Source organism: Nocardia sp. NPDC003963, from assembly GCF_053605105.1.
This window is the reverse complement of the sequence record NZ_JBSGIP010000030.1, coordinates 54,742-70,073: the sequence shown is the minus strand read 5'-3', so window position 1 is coordinate 70,073 and position 15,332 is coordinate 54,742. Positions and strand designations below refer to the sequence as shown.

Sequence of the window (15,332 nt, the reverse complement as noted above, 5' to 3'; positions counted from 1 at the left end):
GGTTGAAATCGGAGCGGTCCACGATGCACTCCTTCTCGAAGGAGAACATATCGTTCATCAATGCCCCTATCTCGGTCCGCAGCCGGGCGACCGGTTGCCCGATAACGGTGTCCAATATGCCTTGACAGGAATATTCCTCAACGGCAATATGGTCGCCGTGGTACGTGATGTCTTCGAGGTGCTGGCCGACCCCACCCGCCGCCGGATCCTCGACCTGCTGCGCGACGGTGAACGCACCGTCGGCGATCTGGTGGTCGCGCTCGGCGCGGCCCAGCCCAATATCTCCAAACATCTGCGCATGCTCGACGCGGCCGCACTGGTCCGGGTCCGAGTGGACGGGCCGCGGCGGCACTACGGTCTCGCGCCCGGCCGGTTGCGGGAGATCGATCTGTGGCTGGCCCCGTTCCGGGAGATCTGGGCCGACCGGCTCGATGAGTTCGAGCGGTATCTGGACACCGTGCCCGACGAAGAAGACCCGACGAAATCCGAGGAGTGAAATGACGGATGTGACACAGCGGCTCGGTGAGGTCCTGCGCGACGGTGAACGCGTGGGCACCCGCTACGAACGCGATCTGGCGCACCCGCCGGAGAAGGTGTGGCGGGCGCTCACCGAATCCGATCATCTGCGGCACTGGTTCCCCGCCGACATCATCGGTGAGCGGCGGGCCGGCGCCGCGGTCCGGTTCCGGTTCTGGCCCGAGTCGGTGGACGATGCCGCCGCCGAGCCGGCCGCGGCCGGAATCGATACCGAGGACCCGGAGCTCCCGGGCCGGATCCTGGCCTGGGAGCCACCGCGTCTTTTCGAATTCCTGTGGGACGACGAGCATCTACTGTTCGAGATCGTCCCGCGGGGCGCCGGATCCCGGCTGCTGTGCACTGTCTGGTTCGGTACGCCCGGGCCGCACGGGATCTCGGGGACCGCCGCCGGGTATCACGTATGCCTCGACGAGCTGGTGAATCTGCTGGATACCGGATCGGTCGGCGTGCCCGACCGGGCGCAGATCCGCGCACTGGGGGGCCGGTACGCCGAGCTCATCGGCTGACCGCGGTATCCGGCGACGGGGTATCAGACCAGCAGCAGGGTCCGGCCGAGCGCGGTGCGTGCCTCGATGGCGGCATGCGCCGCGGCGGCGTCGGCCAGCGGGAAGGTCTGTCCGACAATCACCTCGAGTTGTCCGGCGGCGATCAACTCGAGTATCCGGGCGGCGTAGCGGGCGCGGCTGTCGTTCCCGATACTCAGGTCGTAGAGCCCGAGTACCTGCACACCGCGTTCCCGCGCGTCATCGGCGGCGGCACCCGCGAATTCGCCCGCGGCCGCCCCGTATCCGATGAACAGCCCGCCGGAAGGGGTGATCCGCAGGGCGGCATCGCCGGGCTCGCCGCCGGCACCGTCGAACACCACATCGGGTCCCTTGCCTCCGGTCGCGGCCAGGACCTGTTCGGTCCAGCCGGTTTCGGAGTAGTCCACGGCCGCCTCCGCGCCGAGCCGCCGGGTCAGCGCGAGTTTCTCCGCGCCCCGCGCGGCCGCGACCACATCGGCCCCCGCGCGCCGGGCCAATTGGGTGAGCAGGGTGCCGAGTCCGCCCGCGGCGGCGGTGATCAGAACCTGCTGCCCCGGCCGGATATCGGCGCGTTCGAACGCGGCGAGCGCGGTGTGGCCGTCGTGCACCACCGCGCTCGCCTGTTCGACGGTGACCCCGGCCGGTATCCGGTTCAGCTGATCCATTCCGGCGAGCGCCTGTTCGGCATAACCGCCGATGGGCAGACCGCCACCGACGCCACTGGCGACGGTCCGCGCTGTCACCCGGATGCCCAGTAGCGTGGGATCGACACCCGATCCCACGGCCGCGACCGTCCCACCGATCGCGCCGCCGGCCACGTACGGCGGTTGTACGGCGAAGAAATCGGTGCCCCATCCCGCGCGCAACCGGGTATCGAGGAACATCACATCCGCCGCGGCGACCTGTATCAGAACCTGACCGGCCGCCGGTTCCGGGGCCGGCACCTCCTGTAGCTCCAGAACATCCGGTCCGCCGAATTCCATTACTTGTACAGCCTGCACGGTGATCTCTCCTCGGGTGCGCCAAGCGGTGAACTCGACCAGTCTGAAACCTCCACATAGGTTCAGGTCAAGAGTGGGTGGCGGCCGGGTATGACGAAATCGTGACATCGGCTCCCGGTTGCGTGGTACAGCGCCCTCCGGCGGGCAGGATCGGGATCATGCGAGTACTGCTGACCGGCGCGGCCGGATTCATCGGGTCCCATATCCATGCCGCGTTGCGGGCGGCCGGTCACGAGGTGGTGGCCGTAGACCTGATGCTGGCCACGGCGCACGGCCCCGGCGCGGAACCGCCCGCGGGTGTGCACCAGGTGGACATCCGCGCGTCCGGTGGACTCGATTCGTTGCTACGCGGTGTCGATGTGGTGTGCCACCAGGCCGCCGTGGTGGGCGCGGGTATCGATACTCAGGACGCCCCCGCCTACGCCGGGCACAACGATTACGGCACCGCGGTACTGCTGGCGGCGATGGAGCGGGCCGGTTGCGCCCGGCTGGTCCTGGCATCGTCGATGGTGGTGTACGGCGAAGGGCTCTATCGGGGGCCGGACGGGGTCGTCGCGGTCGCGGGCCGCCGCCCCGAGGATCTGACCGCCGGCCGGTTCGAGCACCGTGTCGACGGTGTGGATCTCACCTGGGCGCCCGTCCCGGAGGACACGCCGGCGCGCCCGCGGAGTCTGTACGCGGCGAGCAAAGTGGCGCAGGAGAACTACGCGACGGCCTGGGCCGCCGCGACGGGCGGGGCGGTCACCGCGCTGCGTTATCACAATGTCTACGGTCCCGGAATGCCCAGGGATACACCGTATTCCGGTGTCGCCGCGATATTCCGGTCGGCTCTGGCCGTGGACCGGGCGCCGGAGGTCTTCGAAGACGGTCGTCAGACTCGGGATTTCGTGCACGTCACCGATATCGCCGCGGCGAACGTGGCAGCGATCGCCGCCGGGCTGCGCGGCTTCGTGCCGTTGAACATCTGTTCGGGACATCCGGTCACCATCGGTGAGGTCGCCCGGACGCTGGCCGTCGCGCACGGCGGCCCCGATCCTGTGGTCACCGGTGCGGCGCGCGCCGGCGATGTCCGGCATATCGTCGCCGATCCCGCGCGGGCCCGGGAGGTGCTCGGGTTCACCGCGCGGATCGCACCCGCCGACGGACTGGTGGAATTCGCGTCCGCGCCGCTGCGACCGACGGCGGCCGGTGCCACGGTCGGCTGACCGCCCGAACGCTAATCCGAATCGGCCGGTAGCCGGATCTCGAAGCGGCAGCCCACCTCCCGGTTCGCGGCCGTGATCGCGCCCCGGTGGGCCTGCATCAGACCGGCGGCGATGGCGAGACCCATCCCGCTACCGGCCGGGATACCGTCGTCCGCTACCGGGGAGCGGGCGGTGGTGCCCCGGTAGGCCACTTCGAACACCCGCGGCAGATCGGTCGCCGCTATCCCGGGCCCGGAATCGTCGACCCGAGTCCAGACCTGACCGTCGGTCTGTCCGGCGGTGATCACCACGGCGCCACCCGGCGGCGTATGCGCGATGGCATTGGACACCAGATTGGCCAGGACTCGGCCCAAAGCCTGATCGTCGGCCGCGACGGGCAGCGGCGCGCCGGGCTGGCGTGCGGTGAAATCGATTCCGGCCCGATCGGCGGTGGCACGATGCGCGGCATAGATCTCGTCGATGAGCTCGCGTAGATCGAGCGGTTCGAGGTCGAGTCGCAGCGCGCCCGCCGAGATCTTGGACATCTCGAACAGGTCGTCGACCATCCGGGACAATCGCCGGGTTTCGCGGCCGATCTGGTCGGCGTATCGGGCGATATCGGCCGGGTCGTCGACCACACCGTCGCTGAGTGCTTCTGTCATCGCCCGGATTCCGGCGAGCGGGGTCCGCAGATCGTGGCTCACCCACGCCACCAGTTCCCGGCGCGACTGTTCGGCGGCGCGTTCCTGTTCACGAATCTGTTTCTCCCACACCGTTTTACGGGCCTGTTCCCGGCCCATCAGGACGGCGGCGGGCACCGTGACAGCGGCGACCAGCAACAGCACGATGGATGTGCGCCGGAACTCGGCGGTGAACATCAGCCCGCTCACCCCGGTGATGCCGGCCAAGGTGGCCAGAGTCGGGATGAGTACCAGCACCGCCGTACTGGCGGTGAGTGATCGGTTGCGAAGTGCGCGCAGAGCGAGAGCGCCCGCTACCACGACCGGTAGTGAACAGGCCAGCGTGTAGCCGATGATCTCCGGCAGGTCATCGGGCATCGGCGCGCTCCGGGACGACATCGGACCGCGCCCAGGCGTAGCCGCGGCCCCAGACGGTCTCGATCCGGTGCCGGGGCCCGAGTTTGGCACGGAGCCGTTTGATGTGCACAGTGACCGTCGAGAGGTCACCGAAATCCCAGCCCCACACCTGTTCCAGCAATTCTTCGCGGCTGAACACCTGCCCCGGATTGCGCAGCAGGAATACCAGGAGATCGAATTCCCGAGGAGTGAGCGGAACAGGAGTGTCCGCTACGAACACCGCCTGGGCGGCCGGGTACACGGTGACCGCCGCGTCGCGCAGCGGCGCCGAATCGGGCACGGGTGCGCGCCGGGCGCGGCGCAGCACCGACGCGACCCGCAGCGCCAGCTCACGTGGACTGAACGGTTTGGTGACGTAATCGTCGGCGCCGGCCTCCAGCCCCAGCACCCTGTCGTCCTCGTCGCCGAGTGCGGTGAGCAGGATGATGGGGGTGTCCGGACGCGTACCGGCTCGTACCGCGCGGCACAACTCGATACCGTTCGGCTCCGGCATCATCACGTCCAGTACCGCCAGCTCCACCTCGTCGGGTTCGCCGGTGCGCGCCAGCGCGGCGTGGGCGGCCCGGCCGTCCCCGGTCGCCATCACCGTGCGTCCGTCCCGTTCGAGGTAACGGCGTACCACGTCCCGGACCACGGGATCGTCGTCGGCCACAAGTATGCACATGGATGCCTCACCAATTCGTCATCAGCAGATGGACCAGCAGCAGGGCCCCACCGGCCTGGATCGCGAGCCACGGGCGAACATGTCCGCGCGGCAGGAACGCCGTCGCCGCCAGCAACCACATATCGAACGGTAACCAGATCCGTTCGGTCTCCGCCTTGCTCAACCCGCTCAGATCGGCGGCGGCGACAGCGCATACGGCAGCGGCGACCAGCAGTGCGGCCGGGTCGCGCATCCGCAACCGGGAGCGCGCCAGCGCCCGCGGCAGTGCCGCCGCAGTCGCGAGCCCGACCGCGCAGACCGTGGCGGCCACATTGCCCCACCACCAGTAGCCGTAGGGGCGAGTGGCGGCGATCCCCTGGTAGTAGCGCTCGACCACCAGATGGTAGCCGTCGAGCCACCAGAAACCGGCGGCGGCGAAGCCGGCCACCACGAGCATCGCGCCCAGTACGGCCGGTAGCAGTGGGCGGAGAGTTCGGGCACCGATCAGCACGGCGACCGCGAGAACGCCCATCAGTATCAGACCGTAGTTCAGGTAGATCCCGCAGCCGAACAGCACCCCGGCCGCGAACGCGACCGATATCGCGGAGCGGTACGCCGGGGTGGGCGCGGATTCCGGGCCCGGGGGGCGGGATCCCGCCGGCTCCGGCGGGATCCCGGCGCAGCGCCGGGATTCGGCGCCCGCGGCGACGGCGAGCAGCGCCACCGCCCATGCGGTGACTCCGGCGAAGACCGCGTCGGCGGATACCGCGATCCAGATGGCCGCGGGAGCGAGTACGAGGAAGGGTAGCGCGGTTCGGGCACGTTCCTCGGCTCCGAGGGCACGCAGCGCGACCGCGACCGCGATCGGCGCACTGCATCCGGCCAGTACACAGATGATCCCCGCCCAGGTGGGACCCGCGAGGCCGATCCGGTCGAGCAGGACGAAGAACAGCAGAGCGCCGGGCGGATGGCCCGAGACATGCGTGGTCCAGGAATCCGGTTGTCCGTCGATGATCCGGTCGGCGAACGAGTGCAGCATCGCCGGAATATCGGTGACACCGGGCACTTCGGCGAGATATTCGTGACCGTCCGCGAGCCGCGCAGTGAATCCACGCCGCCACCCGTCCACCAGGGCCAGAGTGAACGCCCACGCCACCGCGGTGAGGTAACCGACGGCGAGCAGCCGGCGCCAGGGCAGCCGGTCGGCCAGCGCCGGACCCCGCACGATGACGGCCGCGGCGAGAGCCAGGGCGGGGACGGAGCCCCATCCGATATGCGGTGACCAGTGGCCGAAAATCGGGGCAGCGGCAGCGAAAAGGCTGCTCCGCCACGATTCGCTCATCAGTTGCGGAACGGTGAATGCCGTCGCCACCAGGAGCACCGCGGCAGCGGCACCGAGCAGTTCGCCGCGGACCCGGTTGCGGGGGACAGTGATCTCGATCAACTCCGGCACAGAGCTACCCTAGGCCGGTCCGTCCCGGTGAAAGCGCATTCACCAGGCAACCGGACACGACGTCATGGTTTTGTCACAGGTTTTCCGCCGATTCGGGCTTAGCGTGGCACCCATGCCGACAGAGCACCGCGAATCGGCCGGTGTCACCGTGGTGATCCCGTGCCGGAACGAAGCCGAAGCGTTGCCGGTGGTCCTGGCCGCGCTGCCGCCCGGATATCGGGCGATCGTGGTCGACAACGGGTCGACCGACGACACCGCCGCCGTTGCGACCGGATTCGGCGCCCGCGTGGTCACCGAACCGCGTCCCGGCTACGGGGCCGCCGTGCAGGCCGGTATCGCCGCGGCCGGAACCGATCTGGTCGCCGTCCTGGACGGTGACGGCTCGATGGATCCGGCGGAGTTGCCCCGCCTGGTGGCCGAGGTACGGGCGGGCGCCGATCTCGCAGTGGGCCGCCGACGGCCGGTGCGCGGCGGGATCTGGCCGTGGCACACGCGGCTCGGCAATCGTGTGGTGGCGCGCCGGCTGCGCCGCCGCTACGGTCTGCCGGTACACGATATCGGCGCGATGCGGGTCGCCGACCGGCAGCAGCTGGTTTCGCTGGGTCGCTTGCACGATCGTTTCGGCTACCCCCTGGAATTGCTGGTACGCGCTGCCGCCGCGGAGTGGGAGGTCCGGGAGGTCGACATCAGTTACCGGGCGCGGGCCGGTGGCCGGTCCAAGGTCTCCGGGTCGGCACGGGGGTCGTTCCGGGCCACCCGTGATTTTCTGGCGGTCCTGCGATGAACCGGGCCGCCGGTACACCTGCCGGTGGCGGGAATTCCGCCGATCCGGCCGATGCCGAGAAGCTGCCGGTAGCGCTGCTGGTGGTCGCCAAGGCGCCGGTCGCCGGGTACGCGAAGACCAGGCTGACCCCGCCACTGACGCCGGCGCAGGCGGCCCGGCTGGCGGCCGCCGCCTTGCTGGACACACTCGACACGGTGGGAACTTGTCCCGTCGCTCGCCGGGTCGTCGCGTTCACCGGTGATCTGGGCGCCGCCGAGCGCGGCGACGAGATAGCCGCGAAACTGACGGAATTCGAGGTGATCGCGCAGCGCGGCCCATGTTTCGCGGTGCGGCTGGCGAACGCGCACGCCGATGCCGCGCGTGCGGGCCTGCCCGTGCTCCAGATCGGGATGGACACTCCGCAGTTGAGCACCCGGGTGCTCACCGAGGCGGCCCGGACCCTGGCGGCCGGAGCCGACGCGTTGCTCGGGCCGGCCACCGACGGAGGCTGGTGGGGGCTGGGTCTGCCGGATCCGCGCGCGGCGCGCCTCCTCGCACAGGTACCGATGTCCACCGCGCGCACCGGCGAACACACCCGGGCAGTGCTGCGCGCGAACGGGTACCGGGTAGCGACCCTGCCCACCTTCAGCGATGTCGACCACTACGCCGACGCCCTCCGGGTCTCCGCCGATTGTTCCGGGCGGTTCGCCGCGGCGGTGGCGGCCCTGGGCGCACCGCGGGTCGCACGGTGATCGGCCGGTTCGACCCGGCCCTGACCGGCCGCGACTGCTGGATCCGTTCCGCCGACGGCGACCGCACCCGGTTACCGACCCGCCGCTGGCTCGGCGGTGCCCGGATCACCGCTGCCGACCGGCAGGTGGACTCGGCCCTGGTCGGTTGCTGCGATGGACCCACGGTCGATCTGGGTTGCGGACCGGGGCGGTTGGTGGCGGCATTGTGCCGGCGCGGGGTCGTTGCGCTCGGCGTCGATATCTCACCTACCGCCATCGCGGTGACCCGCCATCGCGGCGCACCGGCTGTGGCCCGCGATATCTTCGGCCCGCTACCCGGTGACGGCCGGTGGCACTACGCGCTGCTCGCCGACGGGAACATCGGTATCGGTGGCGACCCGCACCGCGTGTTGCGCCGGGTTTCCGGCCTGCTCCGTCCCGGAGGTCTGGCGATCATCGAATTCTCCTGTCCTGGAACGGGTATCAGTGTCCGCGAAATCCGCCTCGAAACACGCACCGAGGCGGGGGATTGGTTTCCCTGGGCGGAGGCGGGTATCGAGCACGCGGCCGGTCTGGCGGATGAGACCGGGTTCGACCTGTTGACCACAGCGGATATCTCGGGACGCCATCTCGCCTGGTTGCGCAGTTCGGCGGGTCGGTGAAGCCGGATCACGCCGGGGCGGGCTCGCCGGGGGCGAAACACCGCCGATAGAGGGCGCGCATCGCCTGCTCGAATTCGGGCACCGGCCCCTCGGCGACCACACCGGGCACGACCTGTTCGATCGGCAGCGAGGCCACCGGTGTGGGCGAGGCGCCCCATTCGCGCAGCCATTCGGTGAGCTGACCGGTCGAGGTGGCGAATACGATGCGGCCGAGCCCGACCCAGCCGTGGGCGGCCGAACACATCGGGCAGTGTTCGCCCGAGGTGTACACCGTCGCCGCGGCGCGGTCGGCCGGGTCCAGGTGGGTGGCCGCCCAGCGGCAGATCTCGAATTCGGGGTGCCGGGTGGCGTCTCCGCCGGAGACGCGGTTGTGGTCCTCGAACAGCACCTCGCCGGTGGCGGCGACCAGCAGCGATCCGAACGGCTGGTCGCCGCCGTCCAGCGCGGCCCGCGCGAGTTCGACACAGCGGCGCAGGTGATCCACATCGTGCGCGGAAATCGTCATGGGCTCATCCTCGCCCACGACGTCCCGTTCCGGCGTGCAGGCGGGCCGGAACGTACCGGGTGAGCGCAGTGTGGTAGCGGAATCCCGGATCTCGCCGTGGTCCACGTCCGACGCCACCCGGCTCGGCGTCCCGATCCATGCCGTGAGCCCGGGCGCCGGCCCGTACCGCACCGATTCGTGGTGATCGGGTACACCTGTGTCCCGACGCGGAACCGGAACCTCGATCGGCCCGGCCCCGGGACCGCCATCGGTCAGCGTGCGGGTGGCGCCGTCGTGCTGGTCTCGGTGGGCGTCGTGCTCGGGAGCGGAGCAGTGCTGCTGTTCACCGCGACCTGGGTGGGCACGGGCCGGGTTGTCGTGGCCACCGGTGGAGCGGTCGTCTGCGGCACGGCCGCGGTGGTGCCGGTCTCCGTCGGCTCCGGCGTGGTGGTCGGCTGCTCCGGCGTGGTGCCGGCGGCCGGCGGGATCGTGGTCGGATCGGTCGTCGACGGTGTCGTCGTCGGCGAACCGGTCGGGGACGGGGTGGTGACCGTGGCCGTCCCACTCGGTGTCGGTGCCGCGGTCGTGCTGGTGGCCGGTGCGCTCGTCGGCGTGGTCGTGGTCTCGGCGGCCGCACGATAGGCGTCGTCCAGGTCTTCGGGCGTGGGTGCCGCTTTCGGGTTCACCGGTTCGCCGGCCTGCGCCTGCTTCGCCAGATGGGTGAGCCAGGCCGCCGCGTATTCGGCCGAGGTCAGCGTTTTGCCGCTACCCGGGTCGGCATCACGCCAGTAGTCGAAGTGGTGACCGGTCGCGTTGGGTCCGAGCGTGAGGTTGTAGGGGTCGGAGAGGATCACCGGGATCGTGTTCTGGTTGGTGACGATCAATCCGACGATCTCGTTGAGGACCTTCTGCGGCAGGTAGGCCAGCGGCGACATCTGATCGGTCGAGATGGAATCGGCCGCGGTCGGCGCCGGTGCGGTGGCCGCACCGGGCTCGTAGGCCGGATCCGAGACCCGCAGCAGCACCTCCAGGAAGGTTTCGTCACTGGCCATCCAGTTCGGCTGCGACTGGATATCGGCGAGCGCCAGCAGGGCGACCCGGCTGAGGACCACGGCGACGTCCTGCCCGGTGGCGGGGTTCAATCCCTCGCGTTCGAGGGCGTCGACATTCACCTGCCGCGCCACGTTGACCACCAGCTGCAGCAGCGAGATGTTGTCCGGTGCCGCGCAGGTGAGGTCGCCGTCGGAGCAGAACGAGGCGATCTTACCGTTCAGCGCACCGAAATCACCGCTGGTCCCGGCGACCGCGCCCTGCCCGGGCACCGGCTTTCCGCCGTTCTGGTAGAGCTGGTCGAAATTGTCCGGGTTGCCGTTCGGATTCTGCGCGCCGGGGAACGGTCCGTCCCCCGCCGAGCGGCCGGAGTCGGCGAGGATCACCACCCCGGTGACCTTGCCCGGGTCGACGATGGCGTAGCCGCCGTCCTGTTGCTCCTGGTGGCCGATCTCCATGGCGACCCGGCGCACCACATCGGCGCCCTCGCTGTACCCGACGACGGCGAACTGCGTATCCGGGCAGGCCTGCGCGATCTCGCGCATCACCTGCTGGGTGTTGGCCACACCGGTGGTGACGGCGTCCTCGTAGGTGGCCATATTCGCCGGGTAGGCGATGTACACCGCGGCATACGAGCCGGGGTCCACATCATCGGCGGGCGCGTTGACCACCGGGTCGACCCATTCGCTGCTGTGGTCCCCGGACAACGCCGCGGGCAGGGGTTTCCCATTGGCGTCGACCAGCAGTTTCGTGGTGCCCTCGGCCGGGGTGTCGCCGCGGCCGGCGACCGAGATGGTGACCATATCGTGGCATTCGGTGACCGATGCCTTCAGCTGGGTATCCGCCTGCTGCGTGGGTGTGGTCACCGAATACGCGGCGGCCACCGCCGCCACCACACCGAGGGTGGCCGGGGCGGCGATCGCCGTGGCGAGCCGATGCTGCACGAGATAGGTGCGGCAGCGCACCAGGTAATCACTTCGGAAAGCCACGTCCCGAGCTCCATTCCACTACTGACAAATGGACGGACAGGCCCCCCGACGGGCCATTGCGTCAATGGAGAGTCGCGGCCCGGGTGCACAACGTTACGGCGCGCAATGACGGGATCCGCGGCGGCCGCAGCGAAGGCGCAGGTACGGTGGCTGCGCAACGTTCACGGCGTGCGGAGACGCGGTCCGCGGCGGCCGCGGGGAAGGCGTGCGGCGGCCGCGTAACGTTCACGGACTGTGGAGATGCAGTCCGCGGCGGCCGCAGCGGAGGCGGAGGTGCGGCGGCCGCGCAACGTTCACGGACTGTGGAGATGCGGTCCGCGGAGGCCGCAACGAAGGCGGAGGTATCGCATCACTTCGGGTCCAGTGCCCCCTCGTGGTAGGTCACCGCCGGGTTCCACAGGAAGAAACTGTCGATACCGGTTCGATAGGTGGCATCGATCTGGGCTCTGACCTGGGCGTCTCCGTAATCCGCGCCGAGGCTGAAGTCCTGGAGCCACGGGATCACCTTCGCGTTCGTGCCTTCGGTCACGGTCTGGAAATCGCGGAGTGACGCCACCACGATGTCGTAGGGCTGGTTGTCCGGATCCGCCACGCCGTACTCCCCGGGACCCCAGTGCGAGGGATAGATCATCGGTGCCACGAAATCCACCCGGTGCGCGATGAGCCCGATGTCCTGGGCGATCTGGTCGGGCCGGGAGGCGGCGATACCGTATACCGCCGCGCCGAGATGGGCACCGGCCGCGTGCACCGGTTCCCGGGCTTCGCCCAGGAAGTTCGCCACCGCCTTGGTCGCCGGTCCGGTGAGGCCGGGGAATTTCATACTCGACAGGCTGCCGTCGGGCCGGCGGACATAGTCGTACATGATCCCGTCGAAGCCCAGTTCGCCGGCCTCCACGGCCAGCGCGATATTGTATCCGCGCACTTCGGGATGGGCGAAATTGGTGAACGCGATCGCGCCGTAGTGACTGGAGTAGGGCTGCCCGGCCGGGTTCTGGACCACCCAGTCGGGCCGTCCGTTGTGCCAGGCCCAGCTCGCGAGGGTGGGATCGCGGAACGCCACGATCCGGCCCACCACCTGCACACCCATCTCGTGCAACTGCCGCAGTGCGTCACGGGCCCGGTAGATCGGGGTGGCGGCGCCGGTGCTGCGGGCCAGCGGGACCTTCGAGTCGTAGCCGACGACGCCGTCCTCATCCTTGATATCGAGCTGGACGGTATCGATCCGGCCCTGCCGGGCCATGTTCAGGACGGATTCCCGCATACCGTCGTGCGACCAGGCGTGCGCGGTGACGTGTACCGCGCGCATCCGCGGTAGATCGATACCCGCGGCCAGTTCCCGGCTCGTCTCGTTACCCGCGGCGTCGACCGCGACCACCGCGGAGCCGGACGGGTGGTGCGGTAGTTCGGCCTCGAAGCTGCCGTCCGCCGCGGGGGTCACCGTCGTCGCGCCGATCGAGACCCGGGTGGCGTCCGGTGCCCGGCCCCGGACGGTGACCGGATCGCGATAGGACGTCGCGGCCTCCGGCGGGGTGACCTCGAGGTGCGGTGCGGTGGTGTCGACGGTGAACGTCGCCGTGGCGGCGGGTCCGTCGCGCAACCAGCCCAGGGGTCCGCCGACCGGGATCTCGGCGGTGAAGGTGTGTTCACCGTCGGTCAGGCCCTCGGGGCGGTAGACCACGGTGTCGCCCTCCACCCGGCCGGTGACCGCCGAACCGTCCACCGTGATCTGCACCGCGTGCGGATCGTGTCCGGTGGCGTCCACCCGCAGGGCCAGATCACGCAGGGTGCCGGCGCCCACGGGGCCCGGGGGGAGGCCGGTCAGCGGGAGCGCCGGGGCCGGAGATCGTCCGGCCCCGATCCCGGCCGCGACCAGCAGTACTGCCAACAGGACACCAAAGGCCAAGGCCACCAACCGCTTTCGATCGGCCGCCCGGAACCGCATGAGCACAACGCATCAACTCCCACGAACACTGTCCCGTCAATATGGACAGTTCGCGCGGTTCTCAATCTCTTTCCCGGAGACGAGACGTAAATCGTTGTCGGCACGTAACATTCGGGCGATGGTGCGATTCCCGGAAGTTCTCGTACGGGCGGTCGTATCCGCGCTGGTGCTCGGCACGGCCACTGCCTGCGGCGGAGCACCCGACGCGGCGCCGCCACCGGCGGCGGCACCCGCCCCACCGCCGGTGACCACACCGCCTCCGCCCGACCCGGCCGCCGTCGGCGCCGACGAACTCGGCAGTGTCCCGATCCTCATGTACCACCAGGTGGTGGCGCGGCCCGAGGGCGAGTACGACCAGACTCCCGCCGAGTTCCGCGCGGAACTCGACCGCCTCCATCGTGAGGGGTACCGCCCGATCACGGCCGCGCAGTACGCGGCCGGAGTCGTGGACATACCGGCGGGAACACATCCGGTGGTGCTCACCTTCGACGATTCCACGACCAGTCAGTTGCGTTTCACCGCCGCCGGCGTACCCGCTCCGGACAGCGCGGTGGGCGTGCTGGAGGAGTTCGCGGCCCGGCATCCGGATTTCCCGGCCCGGGCGACCTTCTACGTCACCGGCGAACCGTTCGGCGGCGACCCGCGGGCACTGCCGTGGCTGGCCCGGCACGGCTACGAGATCGGCGCGCATACCGCCACCCATCCGGACCTCGGATCGCTGGACCCCGCCGGCGTACAACGCGAGCTGGCGCAGAACGTGGCGGAGATCGGTGCCGCCGCACCGGGTACCGAGGTGCGCACGATGGCACTACCGCTCGGCTCTTCCCCCGCCGACCCGGGTCTCGCCCGCGCGGGTACCTGGGGTGGCACACCCTATCGGTTCGAGGCGGTGATGCTGGTCGGGGCGAACCCGGCGCCCTCACCGTTCGGTGCGGTGGATCCCGGCGCCGTACCCCGTATCCGGTCCGGTCTCGGCCGGGTTCCGTTCGATTCGGCGTATTGGCTCGACGAACTCGCGGCGAACCCCGGGACCCGTTTCACCTCCGACGGCGACGCCCAGCGGATCTCGTTCCCCCGCGGTTCGGCCGGTGACCTCGCCCCGCGCTGGGCCGAACGGGCGGTCCCGTACTGACGGGCGGTGAGTCGCGGCGTAGCCGTTATCGCTCAGCGGCCGATACTGTCCAGTTCGGCCAGATCTTCCTCGGCGAGCACGAGCCCCGCACCGGCGATGTTCTCGCGCAGATGTGCGGTCGACGAAGTGCCGGGAATGAGCAGGATGTTCGGTGAGCGCTGCAGCAACCAGGCCGGCGCCACGGACATCGGTGTGGCGCCCACCCGGGCGGCGACCTTCGAGAGTGCCTCCGACTGCAGTGGTGTGAAGCCGCCGAGCGGGAAGAACGGCACGTAGGCGATGGTGTCGGCGGCGAGGCGGTCGATGAGGTCGTCGTCGTGACGGTGGGCGAGGTTGTACATGTTCTGCACACATACGATCGGCGCGATCCCCCGTGCCTCGGCGATCTGCTCCTCGGTGACGTTGCTGACCCCGAGGTGCCGGATCAGGCCCTCGTGCCGGAGTTCGACGAGTGTGCCGAATGCCTCGGCGAGCGATCCGGGCCGGGGACCTTCGGCATCGCCCATGCGCAGGTTGACCAGGTCGAGTGTTTCGACACCGAGACGCTGGAGGTTCTCGTGAACCTGCTTGCGCAGGTCTTCGGGTCGCCGTGCCGGAGGCCAGCCGCCCCGGGTGTCCCGGTTCGCGCCGACCTTGGTGGCGATGAACAGCGACTCCGGATAGGGGTGCAGTGCTTCACGGATCAGCTCGTTGGTGAGGTACGGCCCGTAGGCGTCGCTGGTGTCGATATGGGTGATCCCGAGGTCGACGGCCTCGCGCAGCACCGCCAGGGCTTCGCGGTGGTCGGCGGGCGGTCCCATGACCCAGGGCCCCGCGAGTTGCATCGCGCCGTAACCGAACCGGGTGACAGTGGAGTCGCCCAGAGTCCAGGTACCGCCCGGTAGGGAGGTGGTGGAGGTGTTCACGGTGGTGCCTTTCCTCGTGCGGTAGTGGCGCTTACGGCATCCCGATTGATTATCGGAGAGCTACTTCGGTATGGGGAGTAGGCACTCGAAAGTGCGTAAGCCACCCACCGGTGCGCTGATGCCGGTGCCGGCCGCGGACACCGAGAAGGCACGGGCGAAGACGGAGTTCGAGGCCTTCCCGGGATGCGTGCGCGAGCCGTCGACCGCATCCGGGTGCCTCGCTCACCCGTCTCGA

Annotated in this window: 16 protein-coding genes; 8 read left to right on the top strand and 8 right to left on the bottom strand. The window is 69.8% G+C overall.

What is annotated here, in order from left to right; all coding sequences use genetic code 11:
* Positions 1 to 121 precede the first annotated feature (121 nt).
* Both ACWEWT_RS29270 and ACWEWT_RS29265 read left to right on the top strand, forming a co-directional pair.
* Positions 122 to 496 carry an ArsR/SmtB family transcription factor gene (locus tag ACWEWT_RS29270; RefSeq protein WP_452563760.1) on the top strand — a complete coding sequence of 125 codons (375 nt, stop codon included), beginning with the start codon at positions 122 to 124 and terminating at the stop codon, positions 494 to 496.
* Position 497: 1 nt separating this feature from the next.
* Positions 498 to 1,043: an SRPBCC domain-containing protein gene (locus tag ACWEWT_RS29265; protein ID WP_452563758.1), complete on the top strand. Its 546-nt coding sequence runs from the start codon at positions 498 to 500 to the stop codon at positions 1,041 to 1,043.
* A gap of 23 nt (positions 1,044 to 1,066) precedes the next feature.
* Here the strand turns inward: ACWEWT_RS29265 and ACWEWT_RS29260 are convergent, their stop codons facing one another.
* Positions 1,067 to 2,062, bottom strand: coding sequence for a zinc-binding dehydrogenase (locus ACWEWT_RS29260; RefSeq protein ID WP_452563757.1), 996 nt, complete (start codon positions 2,060 to 2,062; stop codon positions 1,067 to 1,069).
* A 158-nt stretch (positions 2,063 to 2,220) separates the two neighbouring features.
* Between ACWEWT_RS29260 and ACWEWT_RS29255 the strand changes: the two genes are divergently transcribed.
* Positions 2,221 to 3,267: an NAD-dependent epimerase/dehydratase family protein gene (locus ACWEWT_RS29255; RefSeq protein WP_452563755.1), complete on the top strand. Its 1,047-nt coding sequence runs from the start codon at positions 2,221 to 2,223 to the stop codon at positions 3,265 to 3,267.
* An 11-nt stretch (positions 3,268 to 3,278) separates the two neighbouring features.
* Here the strand turns inward: ACWEWT_RS29255 and ACWEWT_RS29250 are convergent, their stop codons facing one another.
* From ACWEWT_RS29250 to ACWEWT_RS29240, 3 genes are read right to left on the bottom strand one after another with little or no spacing between them, the layout of a single operon-like run.
* Positions 3,279 to 4,304 carry a sensor histidine kinase gene (locus ACWEWT_RS29250; RefSeq protein WP_452563754.1) on the bottom strand — a complete coding sequence of 342 codons (1,026 nt, stop codon included), beginning with the start codon at positions 4,302 to 4,304 and terminating at the stop codon, positions 3,279 to 3,281.
* Positions 4,294 to 5,007 (bottom strand): response regulator transcription factor, encoded by a 714-nt coding sequence (locus ACWEWT_RS29245; protein ID WP_452563753.1) that lies wholly within the window; start codon positions 5,005 to 5,007, stop codon positions 4,294 to 4,296. Before ACWEWT_RS29245 ends, ACWEWT_RS29250 begins: the two co-directional genes overlap by 11 nt.
* A 7-nt stretch (positions 5,008 to 5,014) precedes the next feature.
* Positions 5,015 to 6,439 carry a hypothetical protein gene (locus tag ACWEWT_RS29240; RefSeq protein ID WP_452563751.1) on the bottom strand — a complete coding sequence of 475 codons (1,425 nt, stop codon included), beginning with the start codon at positions 6,437 to 6,439 and terminating at the stop codon, positions 5,015 to 5,017.
* Between the two features lie 112 nt (positions 6,440 to 6,551).
* Here ACWEWT_RS29240 and ACWEWT_RS29235 point away from each other — a divergent pair, with 112 nt between their 5' ends.
* The 3 genes from ACWEWT_RS29235 to ACWEWT_RS29225 are packed head-to-tail and all read left to right on the top strand — an operon-like array spanning position 6,552 to position 8,595.
* Positions 6,552 to 7,223 carry a glycosyltransferase family 2 protein gene (locus ACWEWT_RS29235; RefSeq protein WP_452563749.1) on the top strand — a complete coding sequence of 224 codons (672 nt, stop codon included), beginning with the start codon at positions 6,552 to 6,554 and terminating at the stop codon, positions 7,221 to 7,223.
* Positions 7,220 to 7,954: a TIGR04282 family arsenosugar biosynthesis glycosyltransferase gene (locus ACWEWT_RS29230; protein ID WP_452563747.1), complete on the top strand. Its 735-nt coding sequence runs from the start codon at positions 7,220 to 7,222 to the stop codon at positions 7,952 to 7,954. The genes ACWEWT_RS29235 and ACWEWT_RS29230 overlap by 4 nt, the downstream gene beginning before the upstream one ends.
* A complete protein-coding gene (locus tag ACWEWT_RS29225) occupies positions 7,951 to 8,595 on the top strand; it encodes a methyltransferase domain-containing protein (RefSeq protein WP_452563746.1) in 645 nt (214 codons plus the stop codon). The genes ACWEWT_RS29230 and ACWEWT_RS29225 overlap by 4 nt, the downstream gene beginning before the upstream one ends.
* A gap of 7 nt (positions 8,596 to 8,602) precedes the next feature.
* Here ACWEWT_RS29225 and ACWEWT_RS29220 read toward each other — a convergent pair whose 3' ends face one another.
* Positions 8,603 to 9,100, bottom strand: coding sequence for a nucleoside deaminase (locus tag ACWEWT_RS29220; protein ID WP_452563744.1), 498 nt, complete (start codon positions 9,098 to 9,100; stop codon positions 8,603 to 8,605).
* Here ACWEWT_RS29220 and ACWEWT_RS29215 point away from each other — a divergent pair.
* Positions 9,099 to 9,284 (top strand): hypothetical protein, encoded by a 186-nt coding sequence (locus tag ACWEWT_RS29215; protein WP_452563742.1) that lies wholly within the window; start codon positions 9,099 to 9,101, stop codon positions 9,282 to 9,284. The two genes, ACWEWT_RS29220 and ACWEWT_RS29215, sit on opposite strands and share 2 nt — an antisense overlap.
* Before the next feature lie 67 nt (positions 9,285 to 9,351).
* Here the strand turns inward: ACWEWT_RS29215 and ACWEWT_RS29210 are convergent, their stop codons facing one another.
* Positions 9,352 to 11,094, bottom strand: a complete 1,743-nt coding sequence (locus ACWEWT_RS29210; protein WP_452563766.1) for a cutinase family protein — start codon at positions 11,092 to 11,094, stop codon at positions 9,352 to 9,354.
* Between the two features lie 373 nt (positions 11,095 to 11,467).
* On the bottom strand, positions 11,468 to 13,027 hold the full coding sequence (locus ACWEWT_RS29205; RefSeq protein WP_452563741.1) for a putative glycoside hydrolase: 1,560 nt from the start codon (positions 13,025 to 13,027) through the stop codon (positions 11,468 to 11,470).
* 151 nt (positions 13,028 to 13,178) lie between these two features.
* On the opposite strand from ACWEWT_RS29205, the gene ACWEWT_RS29200 reads away from it, so the two are divergent.
* The gene (locus tag ACWEWT_RS29200) at positions 13,179 to 14,192 is read left to right on the top strand and encodes a polysaccharide deacetylase family protein (protein WP_452563739.1); all 1,014 of its coding nucleotides are present in this window, start codon (positions 13,179 to 13,181) and stop codon (positions 14,190 to 14,192) included.
* Positions 14,193 to 14,224: 32 nt separating this feature from the next.
* Here ACWEWT_RS29200 and ACWEWT_RS29195 read toward each other — a convergent pair whose 3' ends face one another.
* The gene (locus ACWEWT_RS29195; protein WP_452563738.1) at positions 14,225 to 15,097 is read right to left on the bottom strand and encodes an aldo/keto reductase family oxidoreductase; all 873 of its coding nucleotides are present in this window, start codon (positions 15,095 to 15,097) and stop codon (positions 14,225 to 14,227) included.
* Positions 15,098 to 15,332 lie beyond the last annotated feature (235 nt).

What these genes read in the sequence shown, in the direction of transcription:
- ACWEWT_RS29265 (WP_452563758.1), top strand. Translation starts at nt 498, where the DNA reads ATGACGGATGTGACACAGCGGCTCGGTGAGGTCCTGCGCGACGGTGAA.
- ACWEWT_RS29255 (WP_452563755.1), top strand. Translation starts at nt 2,221, where the DNA reads ATGCGAGTACTGCTGACCGGCGCGGCCGGATTCATCGGGTCCCATATC.
- ACWEWT_RS29250 (WP_452563754.1), bottom strand. Translation starts at nt 4,304, where the DNA reads ATGCCCGATGACCTGCCGGAGATCATCGGCTACACGCTGGCCTGTTCA.
- ACWEWT_RS29245 (WP_452563753.1), bottom strand. Translation starts at nt 5,007, where the DNA reads ATGTGCATACTTGTGGCCGACGACGATCCCGTGGTCCGGGACGTGGTA.
- ACWEWT_RS29235 (WP_452563749.1), top strand. Translation starts at nt 6,552, where the DNA reads ATGCCGACAGAGCACCGCGAATCGGCCGGTGTCACCGTGGTGATCCCG.
- ACWEWT_RS29230 (WP_452563747.1), top strand. Translation starts at nt 7,220, where the DNA reads ATGAACCGGGCCGCCGGTACACCTGCCGGTGGCGGGAATTCCGCCGAT.
- ACWEWT_RS29215 (WP_452563742.1), top strand. Translation starts at nt 9,099, where the DNA reads ATGGGCTCATCCTCGCCCACGACGTCCCGTTCCGGCGTGCAGGCGGGC.
- ACWEWT_RS29220 (WP_452563744.1), bottom strand. Translation starts at nt 9,100, where the DNA reads ATGACGATTTCCGCGCACGATGTGGATCACCTGCGCCGCTGTGTCGAA.
- ACWEWT_RS29200 (WP_452563739.1), top strand. Translation starts at nt 13,179, where the DNA reads ATGGTGCGATTCCCGGAAGTTCTCGTACGGGCGGTCGTATCCGCGCTG.